Here is an 18,823-nt window from a genome sequence, read left to right as displayed (position 1 = left end):
GCGATAAACCCTCCTTTAACCCGTTCGTCATTAAGCTGGGGAAATGGCTTACGAAGCAGGTGCCCTCGAAGCGACCCTCGCCGCCGCGGCAGGCGGGGATTCTGCGCTTTTTGCCGAATTGCGCGCATCCTACGCCGAAAGCGTGATGCGGCAGGCCGACCTTCTCGCGCGGTCGCGATGTGATGGGAACTGGCATCTTGCCGCGATGCGGCTCAAGGGGCTCGCGGCGAGCTTCCATTCCATGAAGCTTCTGGTACTGGCAGAGGAGGCGCTTCAGTCTGCGCCGGGCGAGCCAGCCGTCATTCGCAAGCTCAAGGCCTATCTCACGGAGTTTTCCGTCGACTGATGTGCCTGCGGTGCTTGGCACTGGCACGGCCATTGCCTACAGGTTGACGGTCGCTGGAGTTTACCAAACTGCGTATTGCCTTGCTCGCCATGATGGAGCCCGCCGTGGCGGGCCAGTCGATCCCGCGCGCCTTCCTGCGCGTGGGCGGCGCGACCCTGGCGCAGCACCAGCTGGGCATGGCCCTTGCGCTCGACTGCCAGCGGGTGATCTGCCTTGCACGCGGCCCGTCTCCAGATCTGATTGCCTTGCAGCACATGGCAGAAGATGCCGGGCTGCAATTCTACATCGCCACGGGATCGCGCCCGCTTTCCGGGCTTGTCACGGCGAATGACGAACTCGTGGTGATTGGCGAGGGCCTTTTCGCGGAGCCTTCCGGCGTTGTGCCCTTGTTCGAAGGACGATCGCCGGCAGTCCTCGTGCAGCCGGTCGAAGGGGCGCTGGCGGCGGGTTTCGAACGTGTCGACATTAACCGTGCATCTGCGGGAATTATGAGAATTCCTGGGCATCTGGTTGAAAATCTTCACGAACTTCCGGCGGATTGCGACGTTATCTCCGCCCTGATGCGCATTGCCCTGCAGTCCGGTGTGCCGATGCGCGAAGTCCCTGCCGCGGCACGGAGCGGTGTGGACTGGCGCCTGATCCGCGATGAGGGCGAAGCTCACGCGGTTGAGATGGAATGGCTGCGCGGCCGGTTCGAGGGTGGGGACAAGGTGTCGCCCGGGCGCGCGGTCGCTCGTTACGGCGTGCTCAACTTCGGCTCCTCGCTGCTGCATGCCGGCAATGCCAGCAATGTGCTCAGCGCGGCGGTACTTGGGGCACTGGCGATCGCGGGCGGTCTCGTCTGGTTCAATTTCGTGGCCGCCGGTTTCCTGTTCCTCGCGCTTGCATCGGTGCTGGTGGAGGCGAGCCGCCTGCTGCGGTCTGCCGAGCGTCATGCGCTCGGACAACTGCCTCCCGCAATCCCGCGTGCCGATGTGCTGGGATGGCTGGTGGACACTGCTTTCGGGCTTTCCTTGCTGGCAGGGATCGCTCGGCTTGGTGGAGAATCACTCATCTCCTGGATGTTCCCGCCGGCCATGTTGATGATGCTGCTGGTGATGATCCCGCGTTTCGTATCCGGAACGGCGGCATCTCTCGCGGCGGACCGTGCCACATTGGGACTGGTGCTGGCTTTTGCCGCAGGATTCGGGCAAGTTGAGCCGCTGGCGGAAGTTCTGGCGATCGTGCTCGTTGTGATCGGCATGGTTCTTCCGCTACGTCGGAAGAACTAACCGGGGCTTAACCAGATACAAGGTAAACGGGACGGATGATCGACAACGCTGTTCATCCGGCCGACGACCAGACCGCGGAGGCATTGCTTCGCGCGGACCTCGCGCGCGGCGACGCCATGGCCGAGAGCGTACTTCCGATCCTCCAATATCTGCTGGCGGCGGAAGACAGCGCGCTGTTCAGTGACGAAATTCTTGCGCGGGTTCGCGGGATGCTGGCGGAACTGGCGCGCGGAGTGATCGAGCCTCTTCACGCTGACGGATCCACAGCCGTCCAGATGTCCGAAGATATCGAGGATCTGGCGCGGATGTTCATGGGCGACCCGCTGATTCTCTCGCACGTTCATGCGCTTGCACTCGAATGGCAAATGACCGAGCGCCTGCAGTCGCGTCTGGCGCTCGATCCCGTCGTTTCACCGCTGGTGCAGGCCATGGCTTCTTCGCCCGACAGCACTGTGCAGGGGATTGCCGTCAAATGGCTCGCGTCACAGGCGCGCTGGTGCCAGGCCCAGCGCCGCATGAGCCTGAGCCTTACCGAACTGCCGGGTGAACTGCTGCACCGAGCGCTGCTGGCTGTTCGCGGCATGGTAGCGGGCAGTCCCGAACGGATGGAGCGTCTTGCGTTGGTGGAGGCCGATGTGCGCCGCCGCTACGATGAAGGCGCGACCCGCCTCGGCCTTTCGGCAAGGCTGGTGACCGGCCTTGGCGCCGCGTTCCACGCCGCGCTTTCGGTAGGACATGCGGGCGCCGCGCTGTTCCTTACGGCTCTGGCGATCGGTTCCGGCCTGCGCCGGGAGGCAGCGGTGCTCGCCACCCATGAGGCGCAACTGGCACGTCTCGCCCTTGCCTTGCGCGCAGCGGGGCTGAAGGCTGCCGACATCGAAAAGCAGTTTCTGGCCATTCACCCCGAAGCGATGTTGCCAGACGGCTTTGAGCGGCTCGGCAGCGATCTGGCCGCATCTATTCTGGCAACCGGGCGGCACGGCGGCTGATGCTGATGGAAGGCACCATCATCGCCCGCGCTGTTTGCGATGCGCAGGACCGATTGCTGGAAGCGGACGAACCGCTGGCGGGTTTGCAGGAGCGTTGCGGCGGGGAACTGCCCGGTACTATCGCCGTGCCCGAACTTCTCGAACTCGTTCGCAAGGCCCGTCGCTATGGTTTTCGCCTCGCGCGCGCCGTCAGCGCGCACGACGGCGCGACGTGATCACCGCCTGGGTCGAAGTCGAGCCGCAGGGACTGGGCGAAGGTTGCCAGATCGTGGTGCGTAACTGGCAGACTGCGCCGGCACCGGTGGAGGATGCCGCGTCGGTCGAACGTCGCCGGACCATGATCGATCGCCACCTTGCCGAATTGAGCGCACAGCTTGACGCCGGGCAGCGCGTGCTTGCCGTCATGTCGGACAGTGCGGAACTCGCTGACGTGACGGCGGCGATGGAAACGGGGTTCGGGCAACTCTGGACGGAATTTCTGCCCCCCGAGAATGTCACGCATCAGCAGCCGCTGCATTGGCGCCTTCTTGACGGCGTGCGGGTCGCGGTGCCGGGTTCGCAGCGATCCTGGCGCGTCTCGCTGGTTCCGCACATGCGCCCGGGCTTCGACCCTGCCGGTTTCGAACTGCTGCTGGTCTCCGATACCCCGGCTTCCACCGCCGCGCCGGCGCGTGAGCCCATGGAGCCCATGCTTCGCCGGAGTCTTGTCGGGCAGGATCTGGCACCGGTCCTGCGGCAGCCGATCTCGCGCATCATCGCCAATGCCGAGACCATCCGCACGCGCCTCGCCGGGCCACTGCCGGATGCCTACGCGGAATATGCCGGAGAAATTGCGGGCGCAGGAAAGCTGCTGCTCGATCTCCTCGGCGATCTTGCCGATCTCGAAGTCGTGGAGACCGAAGGCTTCAGCACCGCTCCGGACCATGTGGACTTGTCCGAACTTGCGCGGCAGGCAGCGGGCATCCTGAATGTACGGGCGCGGGAGAAGAACATCGTGATCGAGGCCCCACACGCAGCGGAGGCACTTCCCGCCGTGGCGGAATATCGCCGCGTTCTTCAAGTTCTGCTCAACCTCATCGGCAATGCGATCCGCTATTCTCCCGAACAGTCCCACATCTGGGTCCGACTGGAAGCGGCCGGCGACCGTGCGCGCGTGATCGTGGCTGACCAGGGACCGGGAATCTCGCAGGAGAGCCAGGAGAAGGTCTTCGAGAAATTCGAGCGCCTTGGCCGCAGCGGCGACGGCGGTTCCGGGCTCGGCCTCTATATATCGCGCAGTCTGGCCCGCGCGATGGGCGGCGAACTGTCGGTGCAAAGCGCTCCGGGGCAGGGGGCTCGTTTCATTCTGGAAGTGCCGGCAGACCTCGAGGCCTGAACCTCACCTAGAGGTGGTTGTTGCTGGCGCCATTCCCGCGACGGGCGAGCCAGATCAGGATGCCGCCCACGGCTGCCATCACGGCGCCGCGTATCGCCCATCCACGGTCATCCAGCATGAAGCTGTCCAATGGCCATGGGACGACGCCCGTACCCTGGCCGACGAGCAGGATACCCATGCCGATGGCGCATAGTCCAACAAGGATCACAAGAATTCTGAGGAACAGCATCATGATTCCTCCCAAGGAATTTTGACACCTGACAGCAACTTGCGGCGAGAATGTGGCTGGATCTGTGAAGTTCCTGCGGACGCCGCGCAATTGATTCGCAAGTTGTTCCTGCCAGCAGGATACTCCCCGCTCATCGCGTTCGACACCCCGATTTTTCGAAGAGCCGGTCGCCGCTGCGACGTCAGCCGAAGCACAACGAAAAAAGGCCCCCGCTTTCGCGAGGGCCTCTTCGAAATATCACAATGTCTCGCGATACTTTGCTGCTCAGTCTCAGCGCTTGTCGAGCGGGATGTAATCGCGCTGCGTCGGGCCGGTGTAGAGCTGGCGCGGACGGCCGATCTTCTGGCCGGGATCGGAGATCATTTCGTTCCACTGCGCGACCCAGCCCACGGTGCGGGCGAGAGCGAAGAGCGCGGTGAACATCGTGGTCGGGAAACCGATGGCCGAGAGGATGATGCCCGAGTAGAAGTCGACGTTCGGGAAGAGCTTCTTCTCGACGAAGTACGGATCGCTCAGCGCGATTTCCTCGAGGCGCAGGGCCGTCTCGAACAGCGGGTCGGTGACCTTCAGCGCGTCGAACACCTCGCGGACGGTCTTCTGCATGACCGTGGCGCGCGGATCGTAGTTCTTGTAGACGCGGTGGCCGAAGCCCATCAGGCGGAACGGATCGTTCTTGTCCTTCGCGCGCTCGATGTAGTGCGGGATCTTGTCCGGCGTACCGATTTCCTTGAGCATGTTGAGCGCGGCTTCGTTCGCGCCACCATGGGCAGGACCCCAGAGGCAGGCGATACCGGCCGCGATGCACGCAAACGGGTTCGCGCCCGACGAACCGGCAAGGCGCACGGTCGAGGTCGAGGCGTTCTGCTCGTGGTCGGCGTGGAGGATGAAGATACGGTCCATCGCCTTTTCGACGGCGGGGATCACTTCATACTCTTCCGCAGGCACGCCGAAGGTCATGCGCAGGAAGTTGCCCGTGTAGCTCAGCGAGTTGTCCGGGTAGAGGAAGGGCTGGCCGACCGAGTACTTGTAGGCCGCAGCGGCGATCGTCGGCATCTTGGCGATCAGGCGGTGCGAGCTGATCTTGCGATGCTCGGGATCGGAGATGTCGGTCGAATCGTGGTAGAACGCCGAAAGGGCGCCGACCACGCCGCACATGATCGCCATCGGGTGGGCGTCACGGCGGAAACCGCGGTAGAAGTTCGCCAGCTGCTCGTGGAGCATGGTGTGGCGCGTGATGGTGTTCGAGAAGTTGTCGAGCTCACCGCCGTTCGGCAGTTCGCCGTTCAGCATGAGATAGCAGACTTCCATGAACGACGAATTCTCGGCCAGCTGACCGATCGGGTAACCGCGATGGAGCAGGACGCCCTCGTCGCCGTCGATGTAGGTCAGCGCGCTCTCGCAGCTCGCCGTCGACGTGAACCCCGGATCGTACGTGAACTTGCCCGTCTGGGCATAGAGCTTGCGGATATCGATGACATCCGGGCCGACGCTGCCCTTGAGCACGGGATAGTCGAATTCCGTGCCACCAGCATTCAGTTTGACCTGATCACCCACCAGTTCTTACTCCTTATATGTGCGACCCGGTCGTGGCGTCCGCTTGCGCGCCAATGCGTGCGAGGCTTTCGTCCCGGCCGAGCAAAACCAATACGTCGAAAATACCCGGAGAGGTCGTCTGACCAGTCAGGGCCGCCCGCAAGGGTTGCGCGAGCTTGCCGAGGCCCAATCCCAGATCCTCGGCCATTGCCTTCAGGCTGGCTTCCAATGCCTCCAGAGCCCATTCGGGCTGCGCGGACAGACGCTCGTGAATGGCGGCAAGGCGCCCCCGCGCCTCGTCCGTCAGAAGCGCCTGCGCCTTCTCGCTGAATGCGAGCGGACGCTTGGCAAAAAGGAAGGCGGCGCCTTCTGCAAGTTCGTTGAGGTCCTTTGCGCGGACCTTCAGTACCGGCATCGCCTGCGTGAGCAGGGCGAGGTCGGGGTCTTCGTAGCCGGCCTGCACCAGTCGCGGCAGCACCAGTTCGGCGAGACGCGCATCGCTGGCCTCGCGCAGGTAGTGGCCGTTGAGATTCTGGAGCTTGGCGAGGTCGAAGCGGGAGGGCGACTTGCCCACGTCCGCCATGTCGAACCATTCGACCGCCTTCTCGCGGCTGATGAATTCCTCGTCGCCATGGCCCCAGCCAAGGCGAAGCAGGTAGTTGAATAGCGCTTCCGGAAGCACGCCCATATCGTCACGATAGGCGTCCACGCCCAGCGCGCCGTGGCGCTTCGACAGCTTTGCGCCGTCAGAGCCATGGATGAGCGGGACATGGCCGTAGACAGGCACGTCCCAGCCCATGCCGTGAATGATCACGAGCTGCCGGAAGGCATTGTTGAGGTGATCGTCTCCGCGCAGGACGTGCGTGACGCCCATGTCGTTGTCGTCCACGACGACGGCGAGCATGTAGGTAGGCGTGCCGTCGGAGCGGAGGATGACGAAATCGTCGATTTCCTCGTTCCTGACGGTAACTTCGCCCTGCACGAGATCGTTGATCGTCGTTTCGCCGTCGCGCGGGGCCTTCACGCGCACGACGTAGGACTTGTCAGCAGGCCAGGTGGAGGGATCGGCATCGCGCCATTCGCTGTCGATGCGGAACGGACGGCGTTCTTCCTGGGCCTTCTGCCTGCGCTCGGCCAGTTCCTCGGAAGTGAGGTAGCAGCGATAGGCATGACCGCCGGCCAGCAGTTCGGCAGCCACTTCGGCATGGCGGTCGGAACGGGCGAACTGGAACACGGCCGGTTCATCGCCTTCGAGCCCGAGCCATGTCAGGCCGTCGAAGATCGCCTCGATCGCGGGCTCGGTCGAACGGGCGCGATCGGTATCTTCGATGCGAAGCAGGTACTTGCCGCCGTGATGGCGGGCGAAGAGCCAGTTGAAAAGTGCGGTACGGGCGCCGCCGATATGGAGATAACCCGTGGGCGAGGGGGCAAAGCGCGTGACGACGGCCTTGCTGCCGTCTGGTCCGCTCGATGCACTGCCGCTTGCCATTATTGTAACCTTCCTGTCCTATGCGCGCCATGGCCAGCCAAGCCGCCACGTCACTTGATTCAGAGCATCCGGATCTTGCCGGAACCGCTGCATTGCAGCATCGCCCATGGATCAGCCAGAGCCACTTGTCGAGCAGTTTGGCCGGTGTCGAGTGTTTTCTTTCGAACTGCGGTTTCGCTAGAGGACCATGGCTCACCGTAGCCTTCGGAACCGGCATAACTGCGTGGTTTTTCCTGCCTACAGCCGAGGAGTGGGTCACCCTTTGCGTAGTATGCGTCGCAGTTGCGTTATTCGCACTGTACTGCCTTCAGGGTGCTACGCGGATGCCATATATCAGGCAGGCGATGATCGCTTGCTCGCTTCTCGTCATGGCGGGATGTCTCGTTGTCTGGGCGCGCTCGGAAACGGTTGGTCAGCCGGCGATCGCAAGGCCGCTGTTCGGAACATTCACGGCCCGCGTTCTCGCGATCGAGGAGCAGCCGGCGCTGAAGCGGGACAGACGGATTCTGGCACTGCGGGAGCCGGGGACCGGCAGGCCGATCAAGGTTCGCGTGAACTTGCCCGCATCGGCGCGGGCTCCGGCACTTTCAACCGGCGCTATCATCCGATTCCGCGGGAGATTGATGCCTCCGGCACCTCCGATGCTGCCTGGCGCCTACGATTTCGCCAGGGCGGCTTGGTTCGCCGGGATATCCGCAACCGGCGCCGTGCTTTCCCCTGTGGAGGTGCTTTCCCCCGGAGCGGGTGACGACTGGCTTGGCGAGCAGCGAATGCGGCTGTCCCGTCATATCGCTGCAAGCCTTGAAGGATCCGCCGGCGGGATCGCCTCGGCGCTCGTCACAGGGGACATGGGCGGGATCGGCAAGGCAGAGGCCCAGGCGATGCGCGATGCCGGACTTGCGCATCTGCTCTCGATCAGCGGCCTGCATGTCAGCGCAGTTGTCGGTGCGGTCTATATCCTCGCGCTGCGCCTGCTGGCGTTATCTCCCGCGCTGGCGTTGCGGGTGCGATTGCCTGTCCTTGCGTCGGCTAGCGGGGCATTGGCGGGCGTTGGTTACACTTTGCTGAGCGGATCGCAGGTGCCGACCATACGCTCCTGCGTGAGCGCGCTGCTGGTACTTGCCGCATTGGCGATGGGGCGTGAGGCGCTGTCGATGCGCCTGCTTGCGGCGGCCGCCTTCATCGTCCTTCTGATCTGGCCCGAATCGATTGTGGGGGCCAGCTTCCAGATGAGCTTTGCCGCCGTTGTCGTGCTGATCGCGTTAGGCAATGCGGTGCCCATCCGGCATTGGTTCTCGGCCCGTGACGAAGCATTGCCTTTCAAGGCGCTGCGCAGCCTATCCCTGATCCTCGTCACGGGCGTGGCCATCGAACTCGCGCTGATGCCGATCGGACTTTATCATTTTCACCGCGCCGGGCTCTATGGATCGATCGCCAATGTGGTTGCCATCCCGCTCACGACCTTTCTTGTCATGCCCCTGGTCGGCGCGGCGCTGCTTTTCGATATCGTTGGGGCCGGATCGCCGGTCTGGTGGCTTGCTGGAATAGCCATCGATCTGCTGATCGGCCTGGCGCGGTTCATCGCCTCGCGGCCCGGCGCGGTGAGCATGGCGCCGACGATGGGCGGATGGCAATTTCTACTTTTCGTGACTGGAGGACTTTGGCTGGGGCTTTGGCACGGAAAAGCCAGGCTCTGGGGTCTGCTTCCAGTCGCCAGCGGCTTTATCGGCCTGCTCCTGCTGACACCGCCTGACATCGTCGTTTCGGGAGATGGCCGCCAAGTTGCTTTGATTGACGGTCCGGGGAGGCGCCTTGTCATGCTGCGCGACAGCTCGAGCGATTACGTTTTGGACAATCTGATGGAAGTAGCGGGAGTTCAGTCAAAACCTGTATTGCTTGCGGAATGGCCTGGCACGCGATGTAACCCGGATTTCTGTGCGTTGATGCTGGAACGTGGCGGGAAGGCGCGCCACATACTGATCGCCAGGGGCCGGGATATCGTACCGGAAGACACTTTGGCTCGGGCCTGCCGGGGTGCCGATCTTGTGATCGCTGGCCGCCGTCTGCCGCGAAGTTGCCGGCCGACCTGGCTGAAGGCGGATCGCAACATGCTGAGCAGAACGGGCGGTGTGGCGATCGACCTGGAACACCGCACGGTACATTCAGTGGCAGATGCGCAAGGTGATCATGGGTGGTGGCGTTCGCCGCCGCTTTCTTATGGCGTCATCGCCAAGGCGCGGTAATAAAGCGGCGGCGAGAAGGCGGAACAACCGGACATCTTCTCACGCTTGAGCCGCATCAGTGATAGCGGCGCAGCAGTCCAGCCAGCTTGCCTTGTACCTCAAACTTCGTCAGGGCCATAAATCTGCGGTTCGTAAGCGGCATTGGCAGGATCAAGGCGCACCATTCCGGCTTCGCGGCGCAGATACTTGAGCGTGGCTTCAGCCCCTCGCACGAGAGCGACGACAATTTCACCGTCGCGAGCGGTATTGGTCCGCTTCACCAGGGCGAAATCGCCATCGAGTATGCCCGCGTCTATCATCGAATCACCCGAAACCTCGAGCGCATAGTGTTCGCCCGAACCCAGCAGCGCTGCGGGAACCGGGAGCATGGACTGTCCTTCGAAGGCCTCGATCGGCACGCCGGCTGCGATGCGGCCGTGGAGCGGGATTTCGATGACATCGTTCGCGGGGGCAGGTGCGATCTGGGGTGCGCGGACAGGCGCTGCAGTATCGTTGCTGTTCGCCGCCGGAGTCGATCTTGCAGGTTTGGACGTTGCATCCTCAGGCTGGCGCAGGACTTCGAGAGCGCGAGCGCGATTGGGGAGGCGGCGAATGAAACCCCGTTCCTCCAAGGCGGAAATCAGGCGGTGAACGCCGGACTTGGACTTGAGGTCCAGCGCTTCCTTCATTTCCTCGAAGCTGGGCGAGATGCCGCTTTCCTCAAGCCGGACCTGAATGAACCGGAGCAATTCGTGCTGCTTGCGCGTCAACATCTGCGTTGCCTCTTCGTTCTGCGGCCCATGGCCCTGTCTCGTCCGGCGATTTGCCTGCGAACAATGAGGGAACAATTATGCAACGAATCCGGTATCGTCAAGCAATACCGCCATTTTGGAGCAAGAACACTTCAACAACATCTCCCGCATTCGCGGCCGGCGCGCCAATGGGGCGATCGATCAGCACATTGCTTGCCGCGAGCGATGCCAGGGCGCCGCTGTCCTGAAGCGGGTTCGCGCAGACCGTCTCGCCGTTCCAGTAACCGCGCAAAAACTCGCGGCGGCTGCCCGCAGCGGGCAGGGGGGCCGAAAGCCGGGTTGCAACCGGCTGTGGGATTGGCCGTGAAGCCCCCAGCAAGGCCCGCAGGACAGGCAGGAGAAAATGATAGGCGGTCACAAGGCTGGACACCGGGTTCCCCGGTAATCCGATGACAATTTGCGGCCCGGTAGCGCGCTGGCGGGTCGCCACGAGCAGGGGCTTGCCCGGCTTGATGGCCACGCGCCAGAAGTCCAGCTGTGCCCCCCATGCTTCGAGGGCCGGCCGGACAAGGTCGTGATCGCCGACCGAGGCACCCCCGCTGGTCACGATGACGTCAGAATCGCTCGCCTGTTCGAAGGCGGCGATGAGGTCATCGAGCTTGTCCGCCACGGGGCCTACCCGGTTCGCATCCACCGGAAGCGAGCGGGCCATGGCAACCAGCATGACGCCGTTGCTGGCAGGAACCTGATGGCTGGCGCAGAACTCAGGGTCGGTCGAGAGTTCGTCACCGCTATCTATGACGGTTACCCGCGGAATCCGTCGGACGGGCAGGTGGCGATGGCCGGCGGCAATGCCGAGCGCGGCTTGCGCCGGGCCGATCGAAGTGCCGGCGGCGAGAAGTTCGCGGCCTTCCGCAAAGTCCATGCCGCAGCGCCGGATATGGCGGTGGCTAGGTTCGGGTGCCTCTCCCGTCAGGGTGATCTGTTGCCCCTCGCGAGCGAGGTCTTCCTGAAGGATAACGGCTTGGGCGCCCTCAGGCAGCATCGCACCGGTCGAAATCCTTACTGCTTCGCCCGCGCCGACTGACGCTTCGTAAGGATGGCCGGCCGCGCTCTCGCCAATAACGCGCCAAGGCCCCGACAGGTCGGCGGTTACGGCATATCCATCCATTGCGGAGAGATCAGCTGGAGGCTGACTGCGATGAGCGCGCAAGGGTTCCGCTAGAAAGCGTCCGAGCGCGCCGTCGATATCGACCCGCTCAATGGGGAGAGGCTCGACAAGTGCAAGAAGACGGGACTGCGCTTTCTCGAGCGAAAGGTGCGGCTTCACAGCGCTTCAGCTCGCCAGTGGCCCGATTTTCCACCTGTCTTCTCGATCAGGCGAATGTCGCCGATGATCATGCCCTTATCGAGCGCTTTCGCCATGTCGTAGATTGTTACGAGTGCGACGGAAACCGCTGTAATCGCTTCCATTTCGACGCCAGTCTTGCCGCTTAGACTTACCGTTGCCTTGGCGGATATGGCTTCTGCGTCAAACGTGAAATCGAGGTTTATGGCATCGAGCACCAGGGGGTGGCACATCGGGATGAGGTCAGCGGTCTTCTTAGCGGCCATGATGCCGGCGATACGGGCAGTGCCCAGGACATCTCCCTTGGGGGCATTGCCGGCCTGGATCGCTTCGAGCGCATCCTGCGTCATCACGATGCGGCCGGAGGCCACCGCGACACGCCGTGTCTCATTCTTGGAGCCGACGTCGACCATGCGTGCGGTCCCTTCGGTATCGATGTGCGTCAGGCTCTTGCTCATCGCCTCACCTCTCCATGGATCTTGCATGCTTACGCTAATCTCGAAACGGTCTGAAGTCGCGGATCAGCCGAAAAGCAGTGCTTTGGTCGCAGCTTCCACGTCAGCTTCGCGCATCAGGCTTTCGCCGACCAGGAACGTCCGCGCACCGCAACCTGACAGACGGATCAGATCGGAATGGGCGTTGATCCCGCTTTCACTGACGAGCAGGGTCCCTTCGGGTGCGAGGGGGGCCAGACGTTCGGTAATGGCGATATCCGTGACGAAGTGCTTGAGATCGCGATTGTTGACCCCGATCAGGCGCGATTTCAAACGGCTTGCACGCTCCATTTCAGATTCGTTGTGAACTTCGACGAGGCAATCCATGCCCCGTTCGTGAGCAGCTGCTTCGAGTTCAGCCATCAGGACGTCGTCGAGAGCGGCAACGATGATGAGGATGGCGTCCGCGCCGATCGCGCGGGCCTCTGCGACCTGCCAGGGATCGACCATGAAGTCCTTGCGGATGACCGGCAATGCGCATGCAGCGCGAGCATCCTCCAGATAGTCCTCGTGGCCTTGGAAATAGGGAGCGTCGGTGAGGACCGAAAGGCAAGCCGCGCCGCCGCGCTCATAGGCGACAGCATGTTCTGCGGGGCGAAAATCAGGCCGGATCAGTCCCTTGGACGGCGAAGCTTTCTTGATTTCCGCAATCAGGGCAAAGCCATCCTGGGCCTTGCGGCGCAGCGCAGCCTCGAAACCGCGCGGAGTGGACTGGCCTGCGGCGCGAGCGTCGAGGTCGTTCACGGTGGCGAAGCCCTTGCGGGTTTCGACTTCCACGCGCTTGGTGTCGCAGATTTCGGTAAGCTTGTCGGACATGGTTTCCTCGGGACCGTCTGGGTCAGGACTTGAGCGCTGAAATCCAGCAGTTGAGCAGGGCATTGGCGAGGCCCTTGTCGATGGCTTCCGCCGCTTCCTCGACGCCTTCCTGCCAGGTTTCGACTTCACCGGCGACGATCAGTGCGCCGGCGGCGTTCAGCAGCACGGCATCGCGATAAGCGCCGGTTTCACCCAGCAAAAGGCGGCGCAGGGCATCGGCGTTGTGAGCGGCGTCGCCGCCGCGGATGGCGCCGACCGGCGATATCGGCAGGCCGACATCTTCCGGCGATATCCGGCGCATTGAGAGTTCGCCATGCCTGATCTCGGCCACTTCGTTGCCGCCGGCGAGGCTGAGTTCGTCGAGCCCTTCATCCCCGGATATGACGAACGAGTGCTCACTGCCGAGGTGCATCAGCGCTTCGGCATAGATCGGCACATAGGCAGGGCGGGCAATGCCGACGAGCTGGCGCTTGACGTTCGCGGGGTTGGCGAGCGGGCCCATGAGGTTGAAGATCGTGCGGCGGCCGATCGCCTTGCGGATGGGCATGATGCGGCCCATCGCGGGGTGGTGGCGCGCGGCGAACAGGAAGCAGATGCCAAGGTCGCCGAGCGTTTCTTCCGCGGTTTCGGCAGCCCGGTCCAGGTTGAGGCCCAGCGCTTCGAGGGTATCGGCCGCGCCAGCCTTGGAACTGGCCGCACGGTTGCCGTGCTTGGCGACCGGGACGCCGCAGGCTGCTACCACCAGCGAGACCGCTGTGGAGACGTTGAGGGTATGGTGCCCGTCGCCGCCGGTGCCGCAAACGTCGATGGCATTGTCGGGCGCTGCGATGGGGATCATCCGTGCCCGCATCGCGCGAGCAGCGCCGGCGATCTCGCCGGCGGTTTCGCCGCGGTCGGTCAGGGCAATGAGGAAGCGAACGATGGCTTCGTCATCGACCTTGCCATCGAGGATAGCACCGAAAGCCTCTTCGGCTTCGGCTTCCTCGATAGGGTGCAGCGGATCGGGAAGGCTTGCCACAGTCATGCGGCGAGGCGGGCTGGAAGCTTCGGGTCGAGGCCGCAGAGCTTGAGATAGTTTGCCAGCATCGCGTGGCCGTGTTCGGTCGCGATGCTTTCCGGGTGGAACTGCACGCCGTGGATCGGCAGCGTGGCATGGCGGAAGCCCATGACATGGCCGTCGTCCGAACGGGCATTGACCTTGAGCGCCTGCGGAATGTCCTCGACGATCAGGGAGTGATAGCGCGTCGCGGTGAAGGGCGAGGGGATGCCCTGGAAGACGCCGGTATCGTCATGGGTGACAGGGGAAGTCTTGCCGTGCATCAGGCCGCCGCGCACGACCTTGCCGCCAAAGTACTGACCGATCGACTGATGGCCAAGGCAGACACCGAGAAGCGGCTTGCCGGCGTCGGCAGCGGCGCCCACGAGATCGAGGCTGATACCCGCCTCGTTCGGCGTGCAGGGGCCGGGCGAGAGAAGGAAACCCTGCGCGCCGCTGTCTATGGCCTGCGCGGCGGTCAGGGCGTCGTTGCGCACCACTTCCACTTCGGCGCCGAGTTCCATCACGTAATGGACCAGGTTCCAGGTAAAGCTGTCGTAATTGTCGATGACGAGGATCATGTACTGCCTTTCGTCGCTTTCTCGACGACGATCAAGGGGCCCAGCGGAGGCCCGCCGTCCACGCGCCCGTGCTCCGGGTCCCAGAGCGAGGATACGCTGCCGTCGAGGAACAGCGCATTGGGGCAATCGAGTTTGTCACGGAAGTAGCGTCCAAGCTTCCCGAAGGAAACCGGCTCGTCCGAAATTACGAAATGGGCGCGGCCCTTGCGGTCCACGCCCACGGCATTGCGCAGTTTCCTGGATTGGCCGTCTGCGTCGATCTTTGGATGAAGCTTGCCGCCGATCACCAGCATGGGGCCGGACTGGGTGCCGAAATCCGGGCGGTTGACGATGTTCCTGGCGAAATCGTTCGTGGCTCGCACGGCCCAGTGGCCATCCGCATCGCCATAGAACACGCCGTTGGGCTGGAGGTGGAAATTGCCCCAACCCTCGTTCGTGTTCAGTTTGTGCAGTCTTACGCCGTCCTCGACATAGTAGCCGATCGGCTGTCCCTTCTCGTCGAACATGCCGCCGTTCATCGCGAAGGCGACGGCGTGGTTCTTGCCGGGCCGATCCACTGCCAATTGCGAGAGGCTGCGGTAAGGGGCGCCGCCCTTCGGGCCGAGCACCATCTGGATGGTGTGGCGCGCGGGATCGGCGGTGCAATGCGTAAAGGAGGCGCCTTCGAAGGTGGCGCCTTCACATGGAGGCGGGGGCGGCGCGGCGGCCTCCTGCCGCGCATCGCCCGACGAGCAGGCAGCGAGAAGCAATACGGCCGCGGCGGCGGCGCGCATCACTGGCCGAAACCCGGCTCCCCGGCGACGCGCACGGCTTCGCGGGCGGCGGCGAACAGCGCGCCGGACTTGGCCTCGCATTCGCGCTGTTCGTAGACGGGATCGCTGTCGGCAACGATACCGGCTCCCGCCTGCACGTGGAGCACGCCGTCCTTGAGGACACCAGTGCGCAGGACGATGCAGGAATCGACCGAACCGTCCGGCGCGAAATAGCCCACGCCGCCTGCGTAAGCTCCGCGCGTTTCCGGTTCGAGTTCCGCGATGATCTCGCAGGCACGGACCTTGGGGGCACCGGAGACAGTGCCGGCCGGGAAGCCCGCGAAGACGGCGTCGATGGCATCGTGCCTTTCCGTGTCGAGCTGGCCGACCACGTTCGAGACAATATGCATGACGTGGCTGTAGCGCTCGATCGTGTAGCTGTCGGTCACTTCAACGGAACCGGCGGCCGCCACGCGGCCCACGTCGTTGCGGCCGAGGTCGAGCAGCATGAGATGCTCGGCGCGTTCCTTGGGATCCGCGAGGAGGCTCACTTCGTTGGCCTTGTCCTCGGCAGCGCTCTTGCCGCGCGGGCGGGTGCCGGCGATCGGGCGGATCGTCACTTCGCCCTCGCGCACGCGCACGAGGATCTCAGGGCTCGATCCGATCAACGCGAAGCCGGGCATGTCGAGAAAATAGAGGAATGGCGAAGGATTGATGCGGCGCAGCGAGCGGTAAAGCGCGAGGGGCGGCAGCGGGAAGTCGCAAGTGAAGCGCTGGGCCAACACCACCTGGAATATGTCGCCGGCCTCGATGTAGTTCTTTGCCCTGAGGACCATGGCTTCGTAGTCGGCAGCAGCCATGACCGGGGTCTGTACCGGCTCGGCGAGATCCGTAGCGGTGGGCGCGGCGGGCACCGGCGCGGCCAGCTTGCGCAGGGCCTCGTCGATGCGTTCCGCTGCGAGTTCGACCAGACGCTCGGGCGCTCCTGCTTCCGGCCAGAGCGGCGCGACACAGAACAGTTCGTCGCTGAGGCGATCGAACACGAGGATCAGTGAGGGGCGCACGAACAACATGTCAGGCAAGGAAAGCGCGCTTTGCGGCGCGCGCGGCAGTTTCTCGACCAGGCCGATCGTCTCGTAGCCGAAATAGCCGACGAGGCAGGCAAGTGCCGGGGGAAGTTGCGGCGGCACGTCGAACCGGCAGCTTTCGACGAGCGCGCGCAGTTCCGCCAGGGCGTCGCCGGGAAGGGCGGTGAAGCTCTCCCGGTCGTGCTGCCAGTTGCGGTTGATCTCGCAGGCGTGGCCTTCGGCGCGGAACACCAGGTCGGGGTCAAGGCCGATCAGGCTGTAGCGCCCGCGGGTTTCGCCGCCTTCGACGGATTCCAGCACGAAATCCCCGCGCCCTTCCTCGAAGAGCTTCAGCGCGGCGGCGACCGGGGTCTCGGTGTCGGCGACAAGCTTGCGCCAGAGCAGCGCAGGCTTGCCTTCAGAGAGCTGCGCCAATGCTGCAAGGCGATCCGATTCGCGTTCCATAACCCCGGTCATCATCTCAGTTGTTACTCGGCGCTGCCGGCGCCATCGAGTTGGCGGCGAACGGCCGCGATAGCCTTGTCGTGCTTGGTGACGCCCACTTCCTTGCGGATCGCCTTGCCGAGGGCGTCGGTATAGGCCTGGCCGAGCTGGCCGCCCAGCTCACGCTGGGTGCCTTCGACGAGGACCGGCGAATCGACCTTGCCTGGCACGACCTCCTTGAGGACGACGACGAACCAGCCGCGATCCTGTCCGGCTGCCTGCACCTTCACGGTGCCCTTGGCCATGTGGAACATCAGCGACACCGGCGGCGGTACCTGACGGCCCGAACGCAGTGCGGCGGTGAGCGTGGCGCGCGACATGGAGACCTGTTCGACAGGTGGTACCTTGGCGCCGCTGGCGGCAATGGCCTGTTCCAGCGTCTTGCCCTGACGCATTGCTGCCTGAACCTTGAGCGCAGCGGCCTTAGCTGCGGCCGAGCCCTTGTCCAGCGCCCAGGCGGCCTTCACGTCGTTGGTGATTTCCTTGAGCGGAGCAGGCGCCGACGGCGTGATCTGGGTTACGTCGTAGACGATGTAGTTCTTGCCGCCGAACTGGGTTGCATCCTTGCCGACCTGCGATGCCTGCGGCTTTTCCTGATCCATGCCGAACGCGGTGGCGAGAACGGGCTGGAGCTGTGCAGGCGCGGTTTCCCCGGCCTTGCCGTAGACCTGTCCGTTGGCGGTGATCGGCGCGGTGGTTTCGACAGTGGCGCCGACCGACTTGGCAACTTCGACGAGGCTGGCGCCATTCGCGAACTCGTCCTCGATCTTGGCGAGCAGGTCGGTGAAGGCGGTGCTCTTCTTTTCCTCGGTCAGCTTCGCGACGATTTCGTCCGAGACAGCGGCGAGGGGGCGCTCAGGTTTCTTCTGTTCCTCCTCCACGCGGATCAGGTGCCAACCGAGCGCGCTCTTCTGCGGTGCGGTCAGCTTGCCTGTCGGGGTCGCGAAGACGGCGTCTGCGACGGCCGGAGAGAACTGGCTGGCAAGCTGCTGCTTGCTGAAGAATTCAAGCTTCGCAGCCGAAAGGCCCTTTTCCTGCGCGGCCGCTTCGAGGGTCTTGCCCCCGGCGACTTCGCTGGCGACCGCCTTGGCGGCAGCTTCGGTAGGCACGATCAACTGCGTGATCTTGCGGTTGTCCTGCGGGGCATAAAGAGCCTTGTCGGTCTCGTAGCGCTTGGCGATTTCCGCTGCGGTGGGTGCGGCCAGGTTGCCAACCGCGTCCTCGCCGAAGGCTGCGTAACGGATCACGCGGCGTTCGGGACGGATGAAGGCGTTTGTGTGAGCCTTGTAGAATGCCTGGAGTTCCGCGTCGGTCGGGGCCTTCTCGGGGAAGAACGCCTGCGAGGGCAGCGCCACGACCGAACCCGAGCGGTTCTCGTCAAGGAGGGAAGCGTAGCGCTTGGCGGCGAAGCTCGACATCGTGGTGCCGAACTGCGCGGGCAGCATGAGCTGCTGCGCGATCAGGCCCTGCGCAATATCCTCGCGCAGCGACTTCTCGGACAGTCCCTGCTGAGCGAGAAGCTGGCGGAACTTGGTCTGGTCGAACTTGCCGTCGACGCCCTGGAAGGCGGGTATACGGGCGATTTCGCTGTCGATCAGGCGATCACCGGCGACCACGCCGACTTTCTTGCCGAAAAACGCCGTGGCGGTACGGTCGATCAGTTCGTCGAGAACCTGCTCGAGACCACCCTGCGCGATGAGCGCCTTCATGGTCATCGTCGGGTCCTGCCCTTGCACGCGGGTCAGCGCGGACTTGGCGGCAAGTGCGAGCTCGCCTTCTTCTACGTCGTCCTTGCCGACTGTGGCCACGGAAGCACCGGACACCAGGCCCGCGGAATCGCGTTGGCCGGTGATATCGCCGCCGACGAAAGCCAGGGTAATGAGCACCAGGACCAGCAGCGCGATGCCGGCACCTATCTTGGACTTCAGGAAGTTACGGAAGAAAGAGAGCATGGACCGTGCCGATCAGCGAGATTTGGGTTCAACCGGAGCACGATGGCCGAGCGTGATGACGGCCTTC

17 protein-coding genes and 2 pseudogenes are annotated in these 18,823 nt (G+C 63.9%); 7 read left to right on the top strand and 12 right to left on the bottom strand.

Annotated features, from left to right (window positions below):
* The first annotated feature begins 43 nt into the window (after nt 1-43).
* The 5 genes from ADT71_RS13700 to ADT71_RS13685 all read left to right on the top strand — a co-directional run bounded on the left by ADT71_RS13700 (nt 44) and on the right by ADT71_RS13685 (nt 3,981).
* On the top strand, nt 44-346 hold the full coding sequence (locus tag ADT71_RS13700) for a hypothetical protein (protein WP_054437631.1): 303 nt from the start codon (nt 44-46) through the stop codon (nt 344-346).
* Nucleotides 347-450: 104 nt separating this feature from the next.
* A complete protein-coding gene (locus ADT71_RS13695) occupies nt 451-1,617 on the top strand; it encodes a hypothetical protein (RefSeq protein ID WP_231635873.1) in 1,167 nt (388 codons plus the stop codon).
* A 35-nt stretch (nt 1,618-1,652) separates the two neighbouring features.
* Nucleotides 1,653-2,606 carry a hypothetical protein gene (locus ADT71_RS13690; RefSeq protein WP_054437625.1) on the top strand — a complete coding sequence of 318 codons (954 nt, stop codon included), beginning with the start codon at nt 1,653-1,655 and terminating at the stop codon, nt 2,604-2,606.
* Between the two features lie 5 nt (nt 2,607-2,611).
* Nucleotides 2,612-2,821 carry a hypothetical protein gene (locus ADT71_RS35725; RefSeq protein WP_369818256.1) on the top strand — a complete coding sequence of 70 codons (210 nt, stop codon included), beginning with the start codon at nt 2,612-2,614 and terminating at the stop codon, nt 2,819-2,821.
* The gene (locus ADT71_RS13685) at nt 2,818-3,981 is read left to right on the top strand and encodes a sensor histidine kinase (protein ID WP_369818255.1); all 1,164 of its coding nucleotides are present in this window, start codon (nt 2,818-2,820) and stop codon (nt 3,979-3,981) included. Before ADT71_RS35725 ends, ADT71_RS13685 begins: the two co-directional genes overlap by 4 nt.
* 7 nt (nt 3,982-3,988) lie before the next feature.
* Here ADT71_RS13685 and ADT71_RS13680 read toward each other — a convergent pair whose 3' ends face one another.
* The 3 genes from ADT71_RS13680 to gltX form a co-directional block, all read right to left on the bottom strand.
* Nucleotides 3,989-4,213, bottom strand: a complete 225-nt coding sequence (locus ADT71_RS13680; RefSeq protein WP_324695412.1) for a hypothetical protein — start codon at nt 4,211-4,213, stop codon at nt 3,989-3,991.
* Nucleotides 4,214-4,480: 267 nt separating this feature from the next.
* Nucleotides 4,481-5,764 carry a citrate synthase gene (locus tag ADT71_RS13675; RefSeq protein ID WP_054437623.1) on the bottom strand — a complete coding sequence of 428 codons (1,284 nt, stop codon included), beginning with the start codon at nt 5,762-5,764 and terminating at the stop codon, nt 4,481-4,483.
* A gap of 13 nt (nt 5,765-5,777) precedes the next feature.
* On the bottom strand, nt 5,778-7,232 hold the full coding sequence (gene gltX, locus ADT71_RS13670; protein ID WP_054437621.1) for a glutamate--tRNA ligase: 1,455 nt from the start codon (nt 7,230-7,232) through the stop codon (nt 5,778-5,780).
* A 20-nt stretch (nt 7,233-7,252) separates the two neighbouring features.
* Between gltX and ADT71_RS33645 the strand changes: the two are divergent.
* Both ADT71_RS33645 and ADT71_RS13665 read left to right on the top strand, forming a co-directional pair.
* Nucleotides 7,253-7,939 (top strand): annotated as a pseudogene (locus tag ADT71_RS33645) (DUF4131 domain-containing protein); the annotation flags it as partial.
* A gap of 63 nt (nt 7,940-8,002) precedes the next feature.
* The gene (locus ADT71_RS13665; RefSeq protein WP_231635876.1) at nt 8,003-9,475 is read left to right on the top strand and encodes a ComEC/Rec2 family competence protein; all 1,473 of its coding nucleotides are present in this window, start codon (nt 8,003-8,005) and stop codon (nt 9,473-9,475) included.
* Nucleotides 9,476-9,530: 55 nt separating this feature from the next.
* On the opposite strand, the pseudogene lexA reads toward ADT71_RS13665, so the two are convergent.
* The 9 genes and pseudogenes from lexA to ADT71_RS13620 all read right to left on the bottom strand — a co-directional run bounded on the left by lexA (nt 9,531) and on the right by ADT71_RS13620 (nt 18,756).
* Nucleotides 9,531-10,227 (bottom strand): annotated as a pseudogene (gene lexA / locus ADT71_RS13660) (transcriptional repressor LexA).
* A gap of 97 nt (nt 10,228-10,324) precedes the next feature.
* Nucleotides 10,325-11,536, bottom strand: coding sequence for a molybdopterin molybdotransferase MoeA (locus ADT71_RS13655; RefSeq protein WP_054437619.1), 1,212 nt, complete (start codon nt 11,534-11,536; stop codon nt 10,325-10,327).
* Nucleotides 11,533-12,012 carry a cyclic pyranopterin monophosphate synthase MoaC gene (moaC, locus tag ADT71_RS13650; RefSeq protein WP_054437618.1) on the bottom strand — a complete coding sequence of 160 codons (480 nt, stop codon included), beginning with the start codon at nt 12,010-12,012 and terminating at the stop codon, nt 11,533-11,535. Before moaC ends, ADT71_RS13655 begins: the two co-directional genes overlap by 4 nt.
* Nucleotides 12,013-12,075: 63 nt before the next feature.
* The gene (gene trpC, locus ADT71_RS13645) at nt 12,076-12,864 is read right to left on the bottom strand and encodes an indole-3-glycerol phosphate synthase TrpC (RefSeq protein WP_054437617.1); all 789 of its coding nucleotides are present in this window, start codon (nt 12,862-12,864) and stop codon (nt 12,076-12,078) included.
* Between the two features lie 22 nt (nt 12,865-12,886).
* On the bottom strand, nt 12,887-13,888 hold the full coding sequence (gene trpD, locus ADT71_RS13640) for an anthranilate phosphoribosyltransferase (protein ID WP_054437616.1): 1,002 nt from the start codon (nt 13,886-13,888) through the stop codon (nt 12,887-12,889).
* Nucleotides 13,885-14,481 (bottom strand): aminodeoxychorismate/anthranilate synthase component II, encoded by a 597-nt coding sequence (locus ADT71_RS13635; RefSeq protein WP_054437615.1) that lies wholly within the window; start codon nt 14,479-14,481, stop codon nt 13,885-13,887. The genes trpD and ADT71_RS13635 overlap by 4 nt, the downstream gene beginning before the upstream one ends.
* Complete coding sequence (locus ADT71_RS13630; RefSeq protein ID WP_054437613.1) at nt 14,478-15,254, bottom strand: phosphodiester glycosidase family protein; 777 nt, start codon at nt 15,252-15,254, stop codon at nt 14,478-14,480. The genes ADT71_RS13635 and ADT71_RS13630 overlap by 4 nt, the downstream gene beginning before the upstream one ends.
* Nucleotides 15,254-16,765 (bottom strand): anthranilate synthase component I, encoded by a 1,512-nt coding sequence (gene trpE / locus ADT71_RS13625; protein ID WP_054437606.1) that lies wholly within the window; start codon nt 16,763-16,765, stop codon nt 15,254-15,256. Before trpE ends, ADT71_RS13630 begins: the two co-directional genes overlap by 1 nt.
* 23 nt (nt 16,766-16,788) lie before the next feature.
* On the bottom strand, nt 16,789-18,756 hold the full coding sequence (locus ADT71_RS13620) for a peptidylprolyl isomerase (RefSeq protein ID WP_054437604.1): 1,968 nt from the start codon (nt 18,754-18,756) through the stop codon (nt 16,789-16,791).
* Nucleotides 18,757-18,823: the final 67 nt, after the last annotated feature.

Origin of the sequence: Novosphingobium sp. ST904 (assembly GCF_001298105.1) — a bacterium.
Classification (GTDB): Bacteria; Pseudomonadota; Alphaproteobacteria; order Sphingomonadales; family Sphingomonadaceae; genus Novosphingobium.
Note: the sequence above shows the minus strand (reverse complement) of the source record. Positions and strands in the feature narration are given on the sequence as shown.

What these genes read in the sequence shown, in the direction of transcription:
- ADT71_RS13700 (WP_054437631.1), top strand. Translation starts at nt 44, where the DNA reads ATGGCTTACGAAGCAGGTGCCCTCGAAGCGACCCTCGCCGCCGCGGCA.
- ADT71_RS13690 (WP_054437625.1), top strand. Translation starts at nt 1,653, where the DNA reads ATGATCGACAACGCTGTTCATCCGGCCGACGACCAGACCGCGGAGGCA.
- ADT71_RS35725 (WP_369818256.1), top strand. Translation starts at nt 2,612, where the DNA reads ATGGAAGGCACCATCATCGCCCGCGCTGTTTGCGATGCGCAGGACCGA.
- ADT71_RS13680 (WP_324695412.1), bottom strand. Translation starts at nt 4,213, where the DNA reads ATGATGCTGTTCCTCAGAATTCTTGTGATCCTTGTTGGACTATGCGCC.
- gltX (WP_054437621.1), bottom strand. Translation starts at nt 7,232, where the DNA reads ATGGCAAGCGGCAGTGCATCGAGCGGACCAGACGGCAGCAAGGCCGTC.
- ADT71_RS13665 (WP_231635876.1), top strand. Translation starts at nt 8,003, where the DNA reads ATGCGGCTGTCCCGTCATATCGCTGCAAGCCTTGAAGGATCCGCCGGC.
- moaC (WP_054437618.1), bottom strand. Translation starts at nt 12,012, where the DNA reads ATGAGCAAGAGCCTGACGCACATCGATACCGAAGGGACCGCACGCATG.
- trpC (WP_054437617.1), bottom strand. Translation starts at nt 12,864, where the DNA reads ATGTCCGACAAGCTTACCGAAATCTGCGACACCAAGCGCGTGGAAGTC.
- trpD (WP_054437616.1), bottom strand. Translation starts at nt 13,888, where the DNA reads ATGACTGTGGCAAGCCTTCCCGATCCGCTGCACCCTATCGAGGAAGCC.
- ADT71_RS13635 (WP_054437615.1), bottom strand. Translation starts at nt 14,481, where the DNA reads ATGATCCTCGTCATCGACAATTACGACAGCTTTACCTGGAACCTGGTC.
- ADT71_RS13630 (WP_054437613.1), bottom strand. Translation starts at nt 15,254, where the DNA reads ATGCGCGCCGCCGCCGCGGCCGTATTGCTTCTCGCTGCCTGCTCGTCG.
- trpE (WP_054437606.1), bottom strand. Translation starts at nt 16,765, where the DNA reads ATGGAACGCGAATCGGATCGCCTTGCAGCATTGGCGCAGCTCTCTGAA.
- ADT71_RS13620 (WP_054437604.1), bottom strand. Translation starts at nt 18,756, where the DNA reads ATGCTCTCTTTCTTCCGTAACTTCCTGAAGTCCAAGATAGGTGCCGGC.